Annotated in this window: 16 protein-coding genes; 7 read left to right on the forward strand and 9 right to left on the reverse strand. The window is 43.5% G+C overall.

Annotated elements, in window-relative coordinates; genetic code table 11:
* Positions 1–37: 37 nt before the first annotated feature.
* Positions 38–1339 carry an asparagine synthetase B gene (locus E2R65_RS04125; RefSeq protein WP_373867803.1) on the forward strand — a complete coding sequence of 434 codons (1302 nt, stop codon included), beginning with the start codon at positions 38–40 and terminating at the stop codon, positions 1337–1339.
* Positions 1340–1505: 166 nt separating this feature from the next.
* Here E2R65_RS04125 and E2R65_RS04130 read toward each other — a convergent pair whose 3' ends face one another.
* Genes E2R65_RS04130 through lpxK form a run of 3 tightly spaced genes read right to left on the reverse strand, consistent with a single transcriptional unit; the run spans position 1506 to position 5453 of the window.
* Entirely contained in the window at positions 1506–3611 is a 2106-nt protein-coding gene (locus tag E2R65_RS04130; RefSeq protein ID WP_134335198.1) for a putative porin, read from the reverse strand.
* Positions 3611–4426 (reverse strand): purine-nucleoside phosphorylase, encoded by an 816-nt coding sequence (locus tag E2R65_RS04135; RefSeq protein WP_134335199.1) that lies wholly within the window; start codon positions 4424–4426, stop codon positions 3611–3613. The genes E2R65_RS04130 and E2R65_RS04135 overlap by 1 nt, the downstream gene beginning before the upstream one ends.
* Positions 4398–5453, reverse strand: coding sequence for a tetraacyldisaccharide 4'-kinase (gene lpxK, locus E2R65_RS04140; protein WP_134335380.1), 1056 nt, complete (start codon positions 5451–5453; stop codon positions 4398–4400). Before lpxK ends, E2R65_RS04135 begins: the two co-directional genes overlap by 29 nt.
* Positions 5454–5567: 114 nt before the next feature.
* Between lpxK and E2R65_RS04145 the strand changes: the two genes are divergently transcribed.
* A complete protein-coding gene (locus tag E2R65_RS04145) occupies positions 5568–6476 on the forward strand; it encodes a serine hydrolase (RefSeq protein ID WP_134335200.1) in 909 nt (302 codons plus the stop codon).
* Here E2R65_RS04145 and E2R65_RS04150 read toward each other — a convergent pair whose 3' ends face one another.
* Complete coding sequence (locus E2R65_RS04150) at positions 6477–6965, reverse strand: VOC family protein (protein WP_134335201.1); 489 nt, start codon at positions 6963–6965, stop codon at positions 6477–6479. It abuts the gene before it with no gap.
* Positions 6966–7118: 153 nt separating this feature from the next.
* On the opposite strand from E2R65_RS04150, the gene yihA reads away from it, so the two are divergent.
* The 4 genes from yihA to E2R65_RS04170 all read left to right on the forward strand — a co-directional run bounded on the left by yihA (position 7119) and on the right by E2R65_RS04170 (position 11412).
* Positions 7119–7748: a ribosome biogenesis GTP-binding protein YihA/YsxC gene (yihA, locus tag E2R65_RS04155; protein WP_134335202.1), complete on the forward strand. Its 630-nt coding sequence runs from the start codon at positions 7119–7121 to the stop codon at positions 7746–7748.
* A gap of 83 nt (positions 7749–7831) precedes the next feature.
* Entirely contained in the window at positions 7832–8686 is an 855-nt protein-coding gene (locus tag E2R65_RS04160; RefSeq protein ID WP_134335203.1) for a UbiA-like polyprenyltransferase, read from the forward strand.
* 159 nt (positions 8687–8845) lie between these two features.
* Positions 8846–10546 (forward strand): M3 family oligoendopeptidase, encoded by a 1701-nt coding sequence (locus E2R65_RS04165; RefSeq protein WP_134335204.1) that lies wholly within the window; start codon positions 8846–8848, stop codon positions 10544–10546.
* Positions 10547–10755: 209 nt separating this feature from the next.
* Positions 10756–11412, forward strand: coding sequence for a hypothetical protein (locus E2R65_RS04170; protein ID WP_134335205.1), 657 nt, complete (start codon positions 10756–10758; stop codon positions 11410–11412).
* A 3-nt stretch (positions 11413–11415) separates the two neighbouring features.
* Here the strand turns inward: E2R65_RS04170 and E2R65_RS04175 are convergent, their stop codons facing one another.
* Positions 11416–12075 carry a phosphatase PAP2 family protein gene (locus E2R65_RS04175; protein WP_134335206.1) on the reverse strand — a complete coding sequence of 220 codons (660 nt, stop codon included), beginning with the start codon at positions 12073–12075 and terminating at the stop codon, positions 11416–11418.
* 81 nt (positions 12076–12156) lie between these two features.
* On the opposite strand from E2R65_RS04175, the gene E2R65_RS04180 reads away from it, so the two are divergent.
* On the forward strand, positions 12157–13875 hold the full coding sequence (locus tag E2R65_RS04180) for an amino acid permease (RefSeq protein WP_134335207.1): 1719 nt from the start codon (positions 12157–12159) through the stop codon (positions 13873–13875).
* Positions 13876–13961: 86 nt separating this feature from the next.
* Here E2R65_RS04180 and E2R65_RS04185 read toward each other — a convergent pair whose 3' ends face one another.
* The 4 genes from E2R65_RS04185 to E2R65_RS04200 form a co-directional block, all read right to left on the reverse strand.
* Positions 13962–15434, reverse strand: coding sequence for a glycoside hydrolase family 130 protein (locus E2R65_RS04185; RefSeq protein ID WP_134335208.1), 1473 nt, complete (start codon positions 15432–15434; stop codon positions 13962–13964).
* Positions 15435–15594: 160 nt separating this feature from the next.
* A complete protein-coding gene (locus E2R65_RS04190; RefSeq protein WP_134335209.1) occupies positions 15595–16515 on the reverse strand; it encodes a DUF58 domain-containing protein in 921 nt (306 codons plus the stop codon).
* A 55-nt stretch (positions 16516–16570) separates the two neighbouring features.
* Positions 16571–17281 (reverse strand): DUF2490 domain-containing protein, encoded by a 711-nt coding sequence (locus E2R65_RS04195; RefSeq protein WP_134335210.1) that lies wholly within the window; start codon positions 17279–17281, stop codon positions 16571–16573.
* Between the two features lie 110 nt (positions 17282–17391).
* A complete protein-coding gene (locus E2R65_RS04200) occupies positions 17392–18150 on the reverse strand; it encodes a DUF2490 domain-containing protein (RefSeq protein WP_134335211.1) in 759 nt (252 codons plus the stop codon).
* Positions 18151–18267: the final 117 nt, after the last annotated feature.

The following is an 18267-nucleotide window of genomic DNA, read 5'->3' on the forward strand; positions in this document are numbered from 1 at the left end:
TACCATTTCCAATTAATCGTTACATTTGGTAACGGCCATGAATTATTTAAAGAAACGCTTTTCGCCTTTTACCTATTACCTTTTACCTAAAGGCTTTCTGCTTTTAGCTTTATGCCTTCTACCTCTCCTTACAAGGGCTGCCTCTATCCTTATCCCGATGGATGAGGAACAGAAAGACCATCTAAAATCGTACGGTATTGCTTTCTGGACGCTGAAGAATGGCGAAACAGTTGACTGGCTGCTCAACTATCGCGGCGGTAGCTTTATGATGAAGTATGACAAGCGCCTGGAGGATGAGTGTAAGATCCGCGGGGTAAGCTATGAGGTACTGGCTGATGCCAAAGCCGGCCAGATAATTACCGAGGTAAGCGATCCATCAGTTAATATGGATTTAGTAAAGTTGGAGAAAGCGCCTAAAATGGCGGTTTATTCGCCCAAAAATAAGTTACCCTGGGATGATGCCGTAACCCTGGTTTTAAAATATGCCGAGATCCCCTATGATGTTATTTACGATGAAGAGGTGATTCGTGGCGACCTGCCCAAGTACGACTGGCTGCACATGCACCACGAGGATTTTACCGGGCAATTCAGCAAGTTTTACGGCGCTTACCGTTATGCACAATGGTATATGGATGATGTAAAAGGACAGCAGGCCATGGCCGCCAAGCTGGGTTTTAAAAAGGTATCGCAAATGAAACTGGCCGTGGTGCAGCGCATCCGCGATTTTTGCGCAGGCGGGGGCTTTTTGTTTGCCATGTGCAGCGGTACGGATACCTTCGACATTGCCTTGGCGGCAGCTAATACCGATATGGTGGAAAGTATGTTTGACGGTGACCCTGCCGACCCCGATGCGCAATCGAAACTGGATTTTACCCAAACCTTTGCATTCCAGAACTTTATTATCGACCAAAACCCTACATCGCATCAGTTTAGCAACATTGATGTTACCCCTATCAGGCAAGTAGAGCGCAGCCGCGACTTTTTTACGCTGTTTGATTTTTCGGCCAAGTGGGATGTAGTGCCCAGCATGCTCACGCAAGATCATGATAAGGTAATAAAAGGCTTTATGGGCTTAACCACCGCCTACAGTAAAAGTAAACTAAAGCCCGGCGTTACCGTTATGGGCGAAATGAAAACTGCCAACGAGGCCCGCTACATTCATGGCGAATTTGGCAAGGGCCAGTGGACATTTTACAGCGGCCACGACCCCGAAGATTATCAGCACGCCGTGGGCGACCCGCCAACAGATCTGAAGCTGCATCCCAATTCGCCCGGTTACAGGTTAATTTTAAATAACGTGCTGTTCCCTGCGGCTAAAAAGAAAAAACAGAAAACGTGATCTACCCCCAGAGCCCCTGAAGGGAATTTTTTGAAAACATAAAAAATCTTTAATGTCAAATTATGAATGTTAAATATCAAATGCTAAAGTTTCTTTGGTCTTAGTCATTCGATATTCAGTATTGGGCGTTCAAATTTATTCTACTCCCCTTCAGGGGACTGGGAGCCTAATTATAAAACGTCCACGCTATACCAAATTTAAGCACCTTATCCATTTGCGGGTAGCGGTTTACAGTATAAAAACCATTACTAAAAAGCCCCTGGTTTACATAATCATACTGAATGAAAAGGTTGGTTTTTTGCAGGGTAGCTTTAAAAAAAAGGCTGGCTATTGGGTATGAAGTAAAAGTAACATCGGGGCCATTATAAAACTGGCCTAAACCAACGGCGTACGATGGCGCCAGATATGCGGTGTTGTAGCGCACAGTTGCCCCAAACTGCGAGTTGAGTACATCAAATAGTTTGGCGCCATAATACAGGCTGCTGTAGGTATAAACTTCTGGCGTACGCAGAAGGGCGGCATTATCTGTTTTTTGGTAAACTACGTAATTATCAAAGTGCAGCTTACGCCACTCCAGGTTTTTACCCAGGCTGATCTTGAGCAGGTTTACAGCCGGGCCGTATTGCCTGGGCGTAGCATCGTTACCGCCGGGTTGTGCCGCAAAATACAGATAATCGGTTATCAAAAAATATTCGGCTTTCAAATCTACCTGCAATGCGTCGTTTACGTAATTAAAAGACAGATTGGTGGTTTTTTGATTATTAAAACTATTGTTGAAAATGTAGTGGTTAGAGATCCAGTTGGTGTACACCAAACCCGGCGAACTGCTTTGCAGATAAGCACCTAATACAATACGCCCGGCTTTTTGCCCGCCGGCAAGGGTAAGTTTGGCATCGTACAATAAATCGCCAAAGTTGCGGCCCTGTACAATCTGGCGCAGGTCGCCCTCCAGGTTTATACGATCGCTGAATTTGTAGCCCAGCCTTGCCTTTAAGGTAATGTTCTGGAAGCTTTCGCCCTGCACTTTTGCCGGGCGTACTACCTTATTACCAAACTCATTTAAAACCGTATCGGCTACAAACTGGCTTATCTTGTAAAAATCCTGTACCAGGCCAACATCCAGCTTAAGCTCATTCTTCACCATTTTAAGGGATCTGCCCCTTAAGTAAAAACTATACGAAAAATCATTCTGCACGTGCAGCACGTTCAACGAATCGCGCGATCTGGCTGCGCTAAAATAATAATCCGGAAAAACGCGGTACTGGTCCAATCCGTTTTGCAGGTAATTGTATTTACGCTGATTATAGTAAAAAGTATAGGCCACTCGCTGGGTAGGCAATACATTCTTATTACCTGCTTTGCCATTGTTAAGGCTATCTACACGGCCTATATAATAAAATTGCTTAACATATAATCCGTTACTTTTCCACTGGCTAAAACTGCCGGGCAGGCGTACCGGTTCGCCGGTTTTATCAAATGATGATTGGGTACTTTTAAATATCGTGTCTTTTAATATCGAACCGGTTTCGGGCGCTTTAAGGTTATTAAATAACAGGTTAGCCAACAGGTTATAGCGTTTGTTTTTACTGTGATACCAGGTAAACACACCGGCGGTAAAATCGCTTACGTTTTGCGCAAGGATGTTGTTGGTGCTGTAATACCCGCGCGATCCGTTAAAGTTCATCAAAAAACCTATATTCCAGTTGGGCTTAACATTTTGGGTGTGTACCACTTTAAACAATTGCTCTTTAGTGCCGCCTATCGTACTGAATAAGGATAACAAAGTGTAAGGCGCCCGTGCATTAAAATAATTAATATCCTGCGGGTTTACCATGTAGGCATCCAGCGCATGCAGCCCCTCGTCAAAACCAATGGTTTTACGCGGGTTAAACAACAGATCGCGTTGTGCAAGGCCTACAAAGCCTAAACTTATCTTTGGGTTACGCGGCTGGTTTAACGGGCTGTAGTTCTCAAAATTCACCAGGCCTGTATCCAGTGGAAACAGCTGGATACTATCCATCAGCAAGCGCTCGCTGGTAACCTTAATAAATTTGGAGGTAAATACGATAGAATCGTGCTTGTTTTCTTCCCGCTTGCGGATGGAATCTATATTTTGCGAATCGCTGTTACGCCGGGCATTACGTGAAGTATCGCGCGAGTAAACCGGGTCTGTTTGCTGGCCGGGATAAGTATTGGTACGTACCTGCGCAAAAACGCCCTGCACCGATGCACAGATCAATAAAACAAGTAAATATTTTAGCCTGTTCGCCATTAAAGCCCCGCTATTAATTCTTTTAAAATTACCGTAAGTTTTGGTTCTGCAGCCCTTGCAACTGCCAGTATCTCATCAAGCGATACGGGCGACAGTACTTCAGGGAAACCCTCATCCGTAATTACCGATATGGCAAAAACCGGCAGGCCCATGTGGTTGGCCACAATCACCTCGGGCACGGTGCTCATGCCCACAATATCGCCGCCAATTATGCGCAGATATTTATATTCGGCACGGGTTTCCAGATTAGGGCCGGTAACCGCAACATAAACTCCTTTATGGCACGTAATATTGTTTGCTTTGGCAATGGCAAGCCCCTTTTCTATCAGGTGATGTTTATAAGGCTCGCTCATATCCGGAAAACGCGGGCCCAGGTCACTATCATTACGGCCTGTAAGCGGGTTTAATGGCTGCAGGTTAATATGATCTTCAATGATCATCAGGTCGCCCTTTTTAAATTCCGGATTAAGCGATCCGCTGGCATTGGATACAAACAGCGTTTTAATCCCCAGCATTTTCATCACCCTAACCGGGAAAGTGATCTGCTGCATGGTATAACCTTCGTAATAATGCAGGCGGCCCTGCATGGCAACAACTTTTTTACCACCCAGCATACCAAAAATTAACTTACCCGAATGAAATTCCAAAGTCGACATTGGGAAATCAGGTATATTGGAGTACATCAGCTGCTTTTCTATCTCAATCTCGTTCACCAGGGCGCCCAGGCCGGTACCTAAAATAATACCTGCTTCGGGTTCAAAATCGCCTATACGTTTCTTGATATATTCAGTTGTGTTGCGGATGCTCTCTAACATAGTTTTTTATTAATTGATCAAATGCCGGCTGCCCGTTGTTTAAAAACTGCACACCAATTGGCTGTACCCATACAGGCAATTGCGCAAGGGCAGGTAACAGTTCATGTACCCCTAAACGCTGCGCATCCTTTTCTGTTGTGATGATAATTTTTTTTGTTGATTTACAGGCAGCAAATTCATCAGCAAGTTTAGCGATATTTTTTAAGCTAAACTGATGATGATCCGGATAATTATGATGGATGATGCCTGCCGAATATTTACTAATGTGCTGCATCAAAGGCTTAGGATTAGCTATACCTGTTAAAAGAAATACTGTGGCATCTGCATCAATAAGCTTATTAATTCTATTACCCTGCAGGTCCTGCAAAGGCTGGTAAGCTATTGCGCTAAAAAACAAAGGCTGCAAGTTTAAAGGCGAAATTTGTTGATAACAGCGCATCATTTGTTCTTCTGATAATTCTGTAGGGCATTTGGTTATTACCATCACATCTGCCCGCCAGCGGCTACTGAAAGGCTCGCGCAGGTTACCCGCCGGCAATAACATTTTTGGCTTTTGTAAATGCTGATAATCAAACAACAAAATGCTTAAGCCCGGCTTAACAGCGCGGTGCTGAAAGGCATCATCCAATAAAATAAGGTTGTGGTTTATCTTAAGCTGATTGATACCCGCCACCCTATCCTCGCAAACCGCTACGGTAACATCCGGAAATTTATGATAGAATTGGGATGGTTCATCGCCAATTTCTGTTGCAGTGGCTGTAGCGTTAGCAGTTAAAAATCCTTTTGTTTTGCGGCCATAGCCACGGCTTAATGTGGCTAATTCACGGTCGTTTTTTAACAAGCGCACCAGGTACTCTGTCATGGGGCTTTTGCCTGCGCCGCCAACTTCCAGGTTACCTACACAGATCACCGGCAAATCAAATTCGCGGCTTTTAAATAAACCTGCATCGTAAAACCAGTTGCGGATGATAATAACCAGCCCATATAGCAACGAAAACGGAAACAAAAGCCAGCGCAGGTATTGCATAGATGCGGTAAAGATAGGAAAAGGGAGATTAGTTATCACGACACCTTTTGCAAACATTACTTCATGCCAATTGATCTAAAAAGTTTTTAACTTAGTCATTAATCCACTCTATTTATGAAATACATTTCATCATTCCTGCTACTCTTCACAACCCTCACCACTTTTGCCCAAACCGACCAAAAGCTAACGGCTCAATTGCTGGCAGCTACAAAAGGGTTTCATGGCGATGTGGGCATTTATGTACAAAACCTTAAAACCGGCAAAACTGCTGCCATTAATGCCGATACGCTTTTCCCTACGGCCAGCATGATAAAAGTGAGCATTTTAAGCGGATTGATGGATAAGATAGACAAAGGTGAATTGCAGTACAATCAAAAACTGGTTTATTACGATTCGCTGCTTTATGCAGGCGAAGATATTTTAGGTTCTTTTAAAGATAAAGACACCATACAACTGAGTAAGGTTGCTATGCTGATGATCACCATGAGCGATAATACCGCCAGCCTTTGGCTGCAGAAGCTGGTGGGCGGCGACTACATCAACAACTGGCTTGATGCCAATGGTTTTAAAGCGATGCGGGTAAATTCGCGCATCCCGGCACGGCGAGCGGTATGGGAAAAATATGGATGGGGCGTTACCACGCCGCGGGAAATGTGCCGCCTGTTTACTATGATAAGAGAAGGCAAAGCAGTTAGTCCGGCAGCCAGCGAACGCATGAGCCGTACACTCAACCGTATTTTTTGGGATGAAACGGCTCTGTCGCAGATACCGCCTTATGTACAAACAATGTCTAAACAGGGCGCCGTTGATGCATCCAGATCAGAAACGGTACTGGTAAATGCACCGCATGGCGATTATGTATTTTCTGTGATCACCAAAAACAATAAGGACCAGCGCTGGACAAGCGATAATGAAGCAGATGTGCTTATCAAAAAAGTATCAGCCTTGCTATGGCATTACTTCGAGCCCGGCAGCAAATGGCAGCCAGCCCCAGGTGTAGAAAAGTATATGCTTAATGAATAATTACTTTAACAACCCTAACAATCCCGGCATATCGAGCTGGCGGGTGTACATGGTAAGATTGCCATGCTCATCTGCAGGCCATTGGCCTTTGGGCCTGTCCCAATAAAGCTCAACACCGTTCTGGTCTGGGTCATTTAAGTATATAGCTTCAGATACGCCGTGATCTGCGGCGCCTGTAATGCTATATTGAGCATTGATAAGGCGCTGTAATATGGCGGCAAGATCTTTACGCTCGGGGTATAAAATGGCAGTATGGTACAAACCCGGTGCATACTCGGGCGCTGGTGATGCGCCTTTGCTATGCCAGGTATTTAAACCGATATGGTGGTGGTACCCACCTGCGGATATAAACGCAGCCTGGTCGCCATACATCATTACTAACTCAAACCCCAGCAGGTCGCAATAAAATGCCAATGATTTTTGAATATCGCTTACTTTTAAATGTACGTGGCCAATGCGGGTATGTGCCGGTATTTTGTATTCGCTCATGATGAGATTTTGTATGTTGTAAAGTTACAATGTTGTAAATTTGGTTTTGTTGCTTAATTGCAATAAATGTTTAAACATTAAATGTTACGCAGATAACATTCAACTTTACAACCTTCAAACATTTCAAGATAAAATAAACCTTACCTTTGCATTATGATCATCAAATCTGCCGACTTTATATGCAGCAATACCCAGGTATCTAAATTACCCCCGCCTTTAAAGCCCGAATATGCTTTTATAGGCCGCAGTAACGTGGGGAAATCATCCCTGATCAATATGCTGGTACAGAAAAAAGGGCTGGCAAAAACATCACAAACACCGGGTAAAACACAGCTTATTAACCATTTTTTGGTAAACGACAACTGGTATATTGTTGATTTGCCTGGCTATGGTTATGCCCGTGCATCTAAAAGCAAAAAAGCCGACTGGAACAAATTCATCCAAACCTACCTGGATAAGCGCGAAAGCCTGCAATGTGTAATGGTTTTAGTAGATAGCCGGCTGGAACCCCAAAAAATTGACCTGGAGTTTTGCAGCTGGCTGGGCGAAAAGGGCCTTCCTTTTGTGCTGGTGTTTACCAAGGCCGATAAACAAAGCAATATTAAAACCGATCAGAACATTGCAAAATTCAGAAAAGCCATGCTGGCATTTTTTGAAGAAGCCCCGCAGCATTTCGTCACCTCATCTGAGTTACATACCGGCCGCGATGAGGTATTGGGTTTTGTAAGCAGCATTAACCAGAACTTTGAGGTACCCGATTTTGATGAGGAACATTATAAGTAATAATTTCGAACATCGAACCGGGAATAAGGAATATCGAAGTAACCTTCATCATTCTTTATTCGACATTCGTCATTCTAAATAAAATGAAAAAATATTTATCATTAGTAACCTTTACGCATACCATATTCGCGATGCCCTTTGCCTTTATCGGCTTTTTTTTGGCGGTTACTACTACCAACCACAAATTTGAATGGCAAAAACTGGCGATGATGCTGTTGTGTATGGTGTTTGCCCGCAATTCGGCCATGGCGTTTAACCGCTATCTGGACAGGAACATTGATGCCAAAAACCCCCGCACCAAGCAGCGCGACATCCCGGCCGGGCGAATTTCGCCGGCTGCGGCTTTAACGTTTACCTTAACCAACTGCGCGCTCTTTATATTAACCACCTGGTTTATTAACCCACTGTGTTTTTACCTTTCGCCCATTGCTTTGTTGGTAGTATTAGGTTACAGCGCAACCAAAAGATTTACCGCATTATGCCACATGGTTTTAGGTTTGGGCTTATCGCTTGCCCCTATCGGCGCTTATTTAGTGGTTACCGGTGCGTTTGCACTAACACCCATTTTCTTTTCGCTATCCGTACTTTGCTGGGTAAGCGGGTTTGACATCATCTACGCCCTGCAGGATGAGGACTTTGACCGCGACCAGAAACTACATTCCATCCCGGCATGGCTGGGCAAGGTTAATGCATTAAGGCTTTCATCTGTATTGCATGTATTTTCGGCATTTTTTGTGCTGATGCCTGTATTTTATACTCATGTAGGTGTTTTATATTATATCGGTATTGTATTCTTCTGCGCTATGCTCATCTATCAGCACACTCTGGTAAAACCAAACGATCTGAGCCGCGTAACTTTTGCATTCATGACCACCAATGGTATTGCCAGCGTGGTGTTTGCAGCCTTTTTTTTGATGGATAGGGTTTGGATGCGGTAATATCGTTATAAGAAAAAGAGTCTGCATAAGTCCGAAAGAAAAAGCCGCTTTCGGGCTTTTCATTTTTATAACATCTTTTTCATCTTCCCGACTTGCGGTCTTCTCATCTTCCCAAATAATCTGCACATTTGCATATAAGCACATCTGCACATCAATTATATGATCCATAAAAAAACAAGAACCTATATCCCGGCCGACCTTGAAATTAAATGGGAAACCCTGGAGCCGATATACAAAGAACTACTTAACCGCCCCCTACATTCGGTAGAAGAACTGGAGCAATGGCTAAAAGACGGCAGCGAGCTACAGGCCGCCCTAGAGGAGGATTTTGCCTGGCGATATATTCGTATGACATGTGATACCAACAGCGAAGAGTTGTTGGCTAATTTTCAATACTTTGCTACTGAGATAGAGCCAAAAACCGCGCCTTACAACAACGAATTAAATAAGAAACTGGTTGAGAGCGAGTTTGTAGATCAGTTGAATGAAGAGAAATTCTATATTATGCTGCGCAGTGTGCGTAAATCGTTAGAGTTGTTTCGCGAGGAGAATATTCCGCTGCAAACAGAGATCCAGGTAGAGCAGCAGAAGTATCAGTCGATAACCGGATCTATGAGTGTACACATCGGCGATAAAGAATATACGTTAGAGCAGGCATCCGTTTTTCTGAAAGATACCGACCGCAGCAAAAGGCAGCAGGTTTGGGAAAAAATAACCGAACGCCGCCTGCAGGATAAAGGCGTTTTAGATACCCTGTTTGACCACCTACGTGCCCTGCGCCACAAAGTGGCTTTGAATGCCGGTTTTGAAAACTTCCGCGATTACATGTTCCAGGCATTGGGCCGTTTTGATTATACCCCTCAGGATTGTTACGCTTTCCACGCCGCTATCGAGACTGAGGTAGTGCCTATCCTAAGAGAATTTGCCGAAAAACGCCGCGGGGCATTAGGTGTTGATACCCTTAAACCCTGGGACCTGGATGTGGATATAACCGGCAAGCCCGCCTTAAAACCGTTTAACAGCGGCAGCGAACTGATCGAAAAATCTATCCAGTGCTTTAGCAACATCAACCGTTACCTGGGCGAACGTTTAGAGATCATGAAGGATAACAACCTGTTTGATGTGGAAAGCCGCAAAGGCAAAGCGCCGGGCGGTTATAACTATCCGCTATCTGAAACGGGGGCACCTTTCATTTTCATGAACTCGGCCAATACCTTTCGCGACCTGACCACTATGGTACACGAGGGCGGCCATGCGGTACATACCTTTTTAACCGCCGACCTGGAACTGAACGATTTTAAACATTGCCCAAGCGAAGTGGCAGAATTGGCATCCATGTCTATGGAATTAATCTCTATGGATAACTGGAATGTTTACTTTGATAATGAAGAAGACTTGAAACGCGCCAAACATGATCAGTTGTTTGACGTATTGAAAACACTGCCCTGGGTAGCCGTGGTTGACCAGTTTCAGCACTGGATCTATACTAACCCCGAGCATACTGATGCCGAGCGTACTGAAGCATGGTTAAAGATCTACGAGCCATTTGGCGCGGGCTTTGCCGATTGGAGCGAACACCCGCAGGCCGAACAAAACCTTTGGCAAAAACAGCTGCATATTTTTGAAGTGCCCTTTTATTATATAGAATATGGTATGGCCCAGCTTGGCGCCATTGCCGTTTGGAAAAACTACAAAGAAAACCCTGAGAAAGGCCTGCAACAATACCTGGACGCCCTAAAACTGGGTTACACCAAAACCATTAAAGAAATTTACGAAACCGCCGGTATCAGGTTTGATTTTAGCGCGGGCTATGTTAAAGAACTGGCCGAATTTGTAAAAGCCGAAATGGATAAAATATAGCATTCTTAGCTCCTTCATAAAATCGAAGGGGCTTTTTTTTGCCTCTGTTTTTACCAGATTATTAGTTATAACATTTTACCCTTATTTACCGTTTTTTGATGCTTTAAGGCGGTTTTTAGCAATTTTAAATGAATGTTAAGCATGGCTGTTAAGCATTCGTTTTTAGGTATGCTATAAAACTTATATGTGTTTTATAGGTTAAACTATCTATGAAAAAGATACTTGTAATACTGAGCCTTGTGCTGTCAGCTACAGCGGGCTTTGCACAAATTTTGAAACCGATTAAAATAGATAGCCTGGTTACCATATCCCTGCCAGAAAAATTCACTAAAAAAGATACGCTCGGCCAATCCATTTATTCGAGTAATGGCACTTATGGTTACATGGTTGTGATTCGTGCGCCCAATGCCGAAAACAATGCCCCTTTGAAAAAAGAACGTGACCTGAACAAGGTATTGCAGGATTATATTAAAGGCATCAAGGGCCAGTCTGAAGGTAATACCTTAAACGTACGCGATACTACCGTTGGCCACCTTAAAGCCAAAACCTTCGAGCTGGAAACCGACCAGGGGGCAGGTAAACAAGTGCGTAACTTCATTATCATTTATACCCAGGATATTACCTACACTTTTGAGTATTACTACGAATCGTTAAGGAAAGACCTGGCACAAGAAGAATACAAAACCTACGCAGGCTCCCTAAAGGTATCGCCCGAACTAAAACGTACCGACCAGTACCTGTCAATGGCTAAAGGTTTATCGCCAACGGCAAAAATTGCTATTTACGGTGGTGGCGCTTTACTGGTTATTTTAATACTGATATTAGTTATCCGCAAAAAAAAGCGGCAAGAATTAACAGAGGCATAATTTTCATGCCCTTTTCAGCAGTCCCCGGTTCCACCGGGGGCTATTTATAACCTGTTTACGGTCAATATAACTCAGCCAGGCAACAGTTATTATTACCCCAATTACCGACCCCGCCATTACATCCTCAAAAAAATGCTGGCTAAGATACATACGCGAGTAACCAACCGTTAACGCAACTAACAGCATAACTATACCCCAGCTTTTATTTTTCAGCAGATAGGTTATTACCACCGCAGCAGAAAATGCGGTAACCGTATGCCCCGAAGGGAAGCTATGCACGGTTAAAATGTACAGGCCTTTTACAAAATGGATCTTATCCAGCTGATCGCTGAAATAGGCTTTTGGCCGGGGCATGTCAAAGCAATACTTTAACATCTGTGCGGTAAGGGATGTTAAGGCATAGCCGGTTATCAGCAGGAAGGCTGCCCTGTAACTAAACAGCAGCAATATTGCCGCTAATACAATCACGGTAAGCCCATCGCCAATATCGGTTAGGTATGGTTGTATGCTATCTAAAAAATTGGTATGGAAACCATTTACTGCAAAGTAAATTTCTGCACGGGTATAAAGCAATTTGAGGATAAGGCAGGCACAGAGGATAAAAACATACGGTATAAAAAAGTAACGTATTTTATACAAAACATCTTTTGCGCCTGCATTCATCGGCACAAAATAAGCATATACTTTTTCAATGCAAAAAAATGGTTATGTTTGGTTTGAAAAAGACCAACTGATCCAAACTACATGTCTAAAAGTATATTTCGTAGAAAATCAGTCTCTAAAATTTTAGCTGATGTTGCCAGCGGTTTTAGTGACAGTGAGCACCCGGGCAGCGCATCCCAGCTGGAAAAAGCCTTAAATGTAAAAGATCTTACCCTGATGGGTATAGCCGCCGTTGTTGGCGCGGGCATCTTCTCCACCATCGGCGAGGCCTCGTTTCAGGGTGGGCCGGGTGTAAGTATCCTGTTTGTTATTACAGCTATTACCTGTGGTTTTTCGGCTTTGTGCTATGCAGAGTTTGCATCGCGCATACCGGTTGCAGGCAGCGCCTATACCTATGCGTATGCCTCCTTTGGCGAACTGATCGCCTGGATAATTGGTTGGGATTTGCTGATGGAATATGCGATAGGCAATATTGCGGTAGCCATATCCTGGAGCGAATACTTTGTAAACCTGCTGGAAGGATTTAAGATCCACCTGCCGGCCTGGGTTACGATGGATTACTTCTCGGCCTTTACCGCACACGAAAAGGTACAGGAATTAACCGCCAGCGGCCATCTTACAGATATTACCGACCGTATGCGCATTGCAGCATCAGCCTGGGCCACGGCACCGGGCAGCGGCAATATCAAGTTTATTGCCAACCTGCCCGCATTGGCTATTGTTATTGTAATTACCTATCTGGTTTATATCGGCATCCGCGAAACTAAAAAAGCTACCAATGCCATGGTTTATCTTAAAATAGCCATCGTAATAGCAGTTATTGTGATCGGCTTTTTTTACGTTACACCTGCCAACTGGCACCCGTTTTTACCTAATGGCTTTGGTGGGGTGATGAAGGGCGTTTCGGGGGTGTTTTTTGCCTATATTGGGTTTGATGCCATATCTACCACGGCCGAGGAATGCCAGAACCCACAAAAAGATTTACCGCGCGGCATGATCTATTCGCTGGTTATCTGTACGGTTTTATACATTCTTATTGCTTTAGTTCTTACCGGTATGGTGAGTTATAAAGACCTTAGGGTTGGCGATCCGCTGGCTTATGTATTTGCCAAGGTTGGTTTAAAAAACATCAGTTATGTGATATCTATCAGTGCGGTTATTGCTACAGCAAGCGTGTTATTGATCTTCCAGTTAGGGCAGCCACGCATCTGGATGAGCATGAGCCGCGACGGTTTATTACCTAAAGCATTTTCGCGCATCCACCCTAAATTTCATACGCCATCATTTGCTACCATAGTTACCGGTTTTGTGGTAGCCATACCGGCCTTATTTTTAAACCTTACCGAGGTTACCAATTTAACCAGCATAGGTACCCTTTTTGCCTTTGTACTGGTTTGTGGCGGTGTACTTTTACTACCGCGCGAAGCCGCTGTTAAGGGCAAGTTCCATCTGCCTTATATCAACTCGCAATTTATAGTACCCGCTTTATTTATCGTGGGTGTTTTCTTTTTCCGCAGCAACATTATAAATTTAGTAAGCGGCGAAGCTTTACACCATAAATTCCCTTACTTTTTGTTCATCATCCTTTCGGCAACTTTGGCCGTGTTATCCTTTGTAAAAAAACTCTCGCTAATCCCTGTCTTAGGCCTGGTGAGCTGTTTTTACCTGATGGCCGAGTTAGAATACGAAAGCTGGATCCGTTTCCTGGCATGGCTTATTATAGGCCTGGTAATATATTTTAGCTATGGCTACAAACACAGCGTAATGGGCAAAGGCGATAATGCTAAATTAGAACGATAGTGAATACAGAGGTTAGGCCGACATTAAATAAGAATAGACAACCTTTTAACAGTTGTCTATTCTAAAAAATCGGTTATAATGCCCGCTTACTCCTCTATCCCGTCTTCCTTAAACCTGGCTAAAAGTTCGTCCAGGTCAACCTCGGCAAAAGATGTTGATGAATCTGAAATGCCGTAAGGGATGATCAGTTTATTGTTGTGTACGATAGACCCGCAGGAGTATAGTACGTTTGGCACATATCCTTCGCGCTCATCGCTGTTAGGTACCAACAGGGGCTCTTTCAGGCGCCCTATCTCAATAGTAGGGTCATCCAGTTTCAATAAACTTGCGCCGAGTACATAACGGCGCATCGGGCCAACACCATGGGTTATCACAATCCAGCCATCCTTGGTTTCAATTGGCGAACCGCAGTTACCTATCTGTACAAACTCCCAGGTAAATTTGGGTTTTTGCAACAGATCGGGTTTCTCCCATATATTGATCTTATCAGAATACATGATGTAGTTGTTGCAACCGTCGATACGTGATATCATGGCGTAACGCCCGTTTATTTTACGCGGAAAGAGCGCCAGATTTTTGTTCTGTGCACCGGCGCCATATAATGGCATTATTTTAAAATTATAAAAATCGGTGGTTTGCAGCAACTTGGGCATAATCAACGACCCATCGTAGGCCGTGTAAGTGGCGTAGTAAACATAAGTACCATCCTCATTAAAAAACTTAACAAAGCGAGCATCTTCTATACCCTTGCGCTCATATTCAGAGATAGGGAAAATTACCCTGTCAGAGATATCCGTATCCAGCGAAAAAACAATTTCATAGTAGGAATCGGCCAGCCACAATACTTTATCATACTCCAGGCGCATCATATCATCTTCCTGCAGTTTTTGCGAATCAAGAATAATGCGGCGCAGGTTAGAATACTCAAAATGGTGGTCGAGTTTGTCTTCCAGTTCCTTCAACACGCTGATGTTGATCTGGGTGATGGCCGCTTTTTCTAAAAAAAGTTTTTTATTATAAACTGCGTTACGTACAATTTCGGCTTCATCAATATAGCTACCGGCCGGCAAAACGGTTATCTGGTTATGCTTATCTATCATCGCCCTGCGAAATGTGATAGAAGAGATATGCCCCTCGCCCACTGCCCTAAAGCTGATGATAACACGCCTTTGGCCGTCTTCCATTTCGGTTTGGTCAGGGTCTTCTATGATCGAAGGGTTAAAGAATGCCGCCGATTCAATTGAATACTCATGCGTAAAATACGAGCCGATAAGCAGTTTGCGGTAAACAGTAAGGGTATCAAAATCAATACCCAGTTCGGCTATCAGAGGTTTTAATTTGCTGCAATGGCGGTTAAGCACACGTGTAATATTACGGTGCCGTTTAGAATACTCCTGCAGCAGGGGTGATACAATACCAAAGGCGGTTTCCTCGCTTATGCCCATTACACGCTGTAATACTTCTTTGGCACGATCATTACCATTGAAAAAAAATCGCGCTATTACACGTTTCGGATCGGGATTTACTCTTATTGGTTTTCGTTCTACAGAAAGTCTCATACTTAAAATATGCGTTTATTCAATAACACCATGCCTGCAAAATTGATTTGAGCAATTTCACAAACCTTGCTAAATGCTGTAAATATTACAGTTATAGTATAACATTGGACTGTTAATTCACAGCCTGCCCTACCCGTTAGACCCTTTTAGGACTAAAAGTTTAAATCATGCTGTTCCTTTTGATCAGGTAGGTTTTTAAGATCTCGTTATAACCCTGCTCAATATCGGCATCTATTAGTTGTATGTGATGCTGGGCGCATTTTAGTTCCAGTTGATGGCGGTAATTTTTCAGGGCCGATTGATAACTGTCGCGAATTTTGTTGGGATGTACACGTACCTCGGTACCGGTTTCTATATCTACAAAATGATGAGGGCGATTATCAAAATTAAAATCAAGTTCGTGCTGTTTGCTGGTCACATTAAATATTATTACCTCGTGCTTTTTATATTTAAGGTGCTGTATGGCGGCAAAAAGCTGCTGCGTTTTTTCGGGGTCAAGGCTATTCTCCAGCATATCACTAAAAATGATAACCATACTGCGCTGATGGATCTCGCCGGCTATATGGTGCAGTACCTTCGTAATATGGGTAGCTGTATTTTGTTTAGGATGCTCATAAGCCTTTTCCAGTTCGGCATATAACCTAAAAAGGTGCGTAGATGTAGACCGGGCCGGGCTCATCCAGTCCATCTGATCCGCAAACAGGCATAACCCAAAAGCATCCCGCTGCTTTTTAAACAGGTACATTAACGATGCTATGGCATAAATGGAAAACTGCAGCTTATTTATACCCTCTGCGGGGAAATTCATGCTGGATGAGGTATCCAGCAGCAAAAAACAACGCAGGTTGGTTTCTTCTTCAAACTGTTTTACAAAAAGTTTATCGGTACGGGCCAGCAGTTTCCAATCGATATTTTTTACAGATTCGCCGTTATTATATAGCCTGTGCTCGGCAAATTCTACCGAAAACCCATGAAACGGGCTTTGGTGCAGCCCGGTTATAAAGCCTTCTACCACCTGCCGGGCAAGCAATTCCAGGTTGGCCAGCTGGCGTATATGTTGATCGTTACTAAGCGTGGGCATGTTGCAAGTTAGTTAACTAAACGCTTATTTTGCAGTCGATATTTTAAGTGGGCCACTAAAACCTGGTATAGATAGCCGCCTGCAATACGTGGTTAAAATAAGTGCTTGATGTTTGCTGCACAAACTGATTAAGGTAACCAAACTCCAGGTCTAATTCCTTTTGTAAGCGGTAGCCAAATGATACGTAAGCACGGTTCTGATCGAAAAAGTGCTTATTTACTTTATGGTTATTTTGCACATTGGCAAAAACCTCGTTTTGCAAACCGATAAAGGCGCCTTTACTAAATACATCCGTTTTTTTGAGTGGTACAACAGCCCTGGCAAAATACCGCAGGCGCTGCGAAAAATAATGATCCTGTTTAGCGGTAGTGTTCCCTAAAAAACGCTGCTCTAACCTAAAACGGTGCTGCAGGGTGGCAGCCTTACCAATTTTAGTATTAATGATCAGCTGCTGCCAGATGCGGCTCTCTGGCCTGAAGGTTTCTGCACCGCCTGCCGCGCGGCCATTGGTAGCAATATAGGCATAACCCAGGGCTGCCATTTTATTTTTATCGAAATAATAGTTTAACGATGGCCGCAAAAGTATGTTCTGCAGATAATCATAATGATTGGCAGACCGGAACTGCGCATCAAATGACATACCCCATTTTGGCGAAAATTTTTGGGTATGGAACAATGCGGCCCAGCCAGCAAAACGGTTCTCCTGAGCGAAAACCCTTGGAGCAAGCAGGATGATCAATAGCAGTAGTATTAAACTCTTTTTCATAACATAGATAATTACAATACTAACAAAAACACATGTAATTTTTGCCGGGCTTCGGCAAATTTAAAAAAATCGCCTTAAAGATAACCAGGCCTGGCACAACCTTGCTTGCATTAAAACCGGGTATAAATGGCTGCCTGTATTACGTGGTTAAAATAGGTGCTTGTTTTTTGCTGCACAAACTGGTTAAGGTATCCAAATTCCAGATCAGCCCTTTTTTTCATACGAAAACCCAGGGATACGTAAGCACGGTTCTGATCAAAAAGGTGATAATTTACATTGTGATTGTTTTGCACATTGGCAAATACCTCGTTCTGTAAACCTACAAATACGCCATTAGTAAATACAGCAGTTTTTTTTAACGGTATAACAGCCCTGGCAAAATAACGCAGGCGTTGCGAAAAATAAGGAGTTTGTTTGGCGGTGGTATTGGCTAAAAAACGCTGTTCTAACCTAAAACGCTGCTGCAGGATGGCCGCTTTGCCAATTTTAGTATTAATGCTAAATTGCTCCCAACTGCGGCTTTCGGGGTTAAAAGTCTTTGCACTATCTGTAGCCCAGGAGTTTGTAGCAATATATACATACCCCACCGAAATCATTTTATTAGCAAAATAGTAATTTAACGATGGGCGCAATAATAGCGTAGTAACATAATCGTAGTTAACCGTACCGGGATTTGACTTATAAGCGTGATCCCACATGGCGTAATTATTAGCCGAACGGGATTGCGCGTCAACAGATACGCCCCATTTCTTCGTGAATTTTTGGGTGTAAAACAATGCTACCCAACCAGAAAGACTATACTCTTGTGCTAAAAGTTTAGGAGCTGAAATTGTGATAAGCAAACTGAAAATCAGTAAGTTTTTCTTCATTAGGCGGTAACCCTGCGAAGATAGCAAAACACGTGATATTTAAAGCGAACTGTCTGAATAAATGTTTATTATACATTTTAGCCGCGTTTATTTAACCGGGGGCTAGCGGCTCATCCA

The organism is Mucilaginibacter phyllosphaerae, assembly GCF_004378255.1.
Taxonomy (GTDB): domain Bacteria; phylum Bacteroidota; class Bacteroidia; order Sphingobacteriales; family Sphingobacteriaceae; genus Mucilaginibacter; species Mucilaginibacter phyllosphaerae.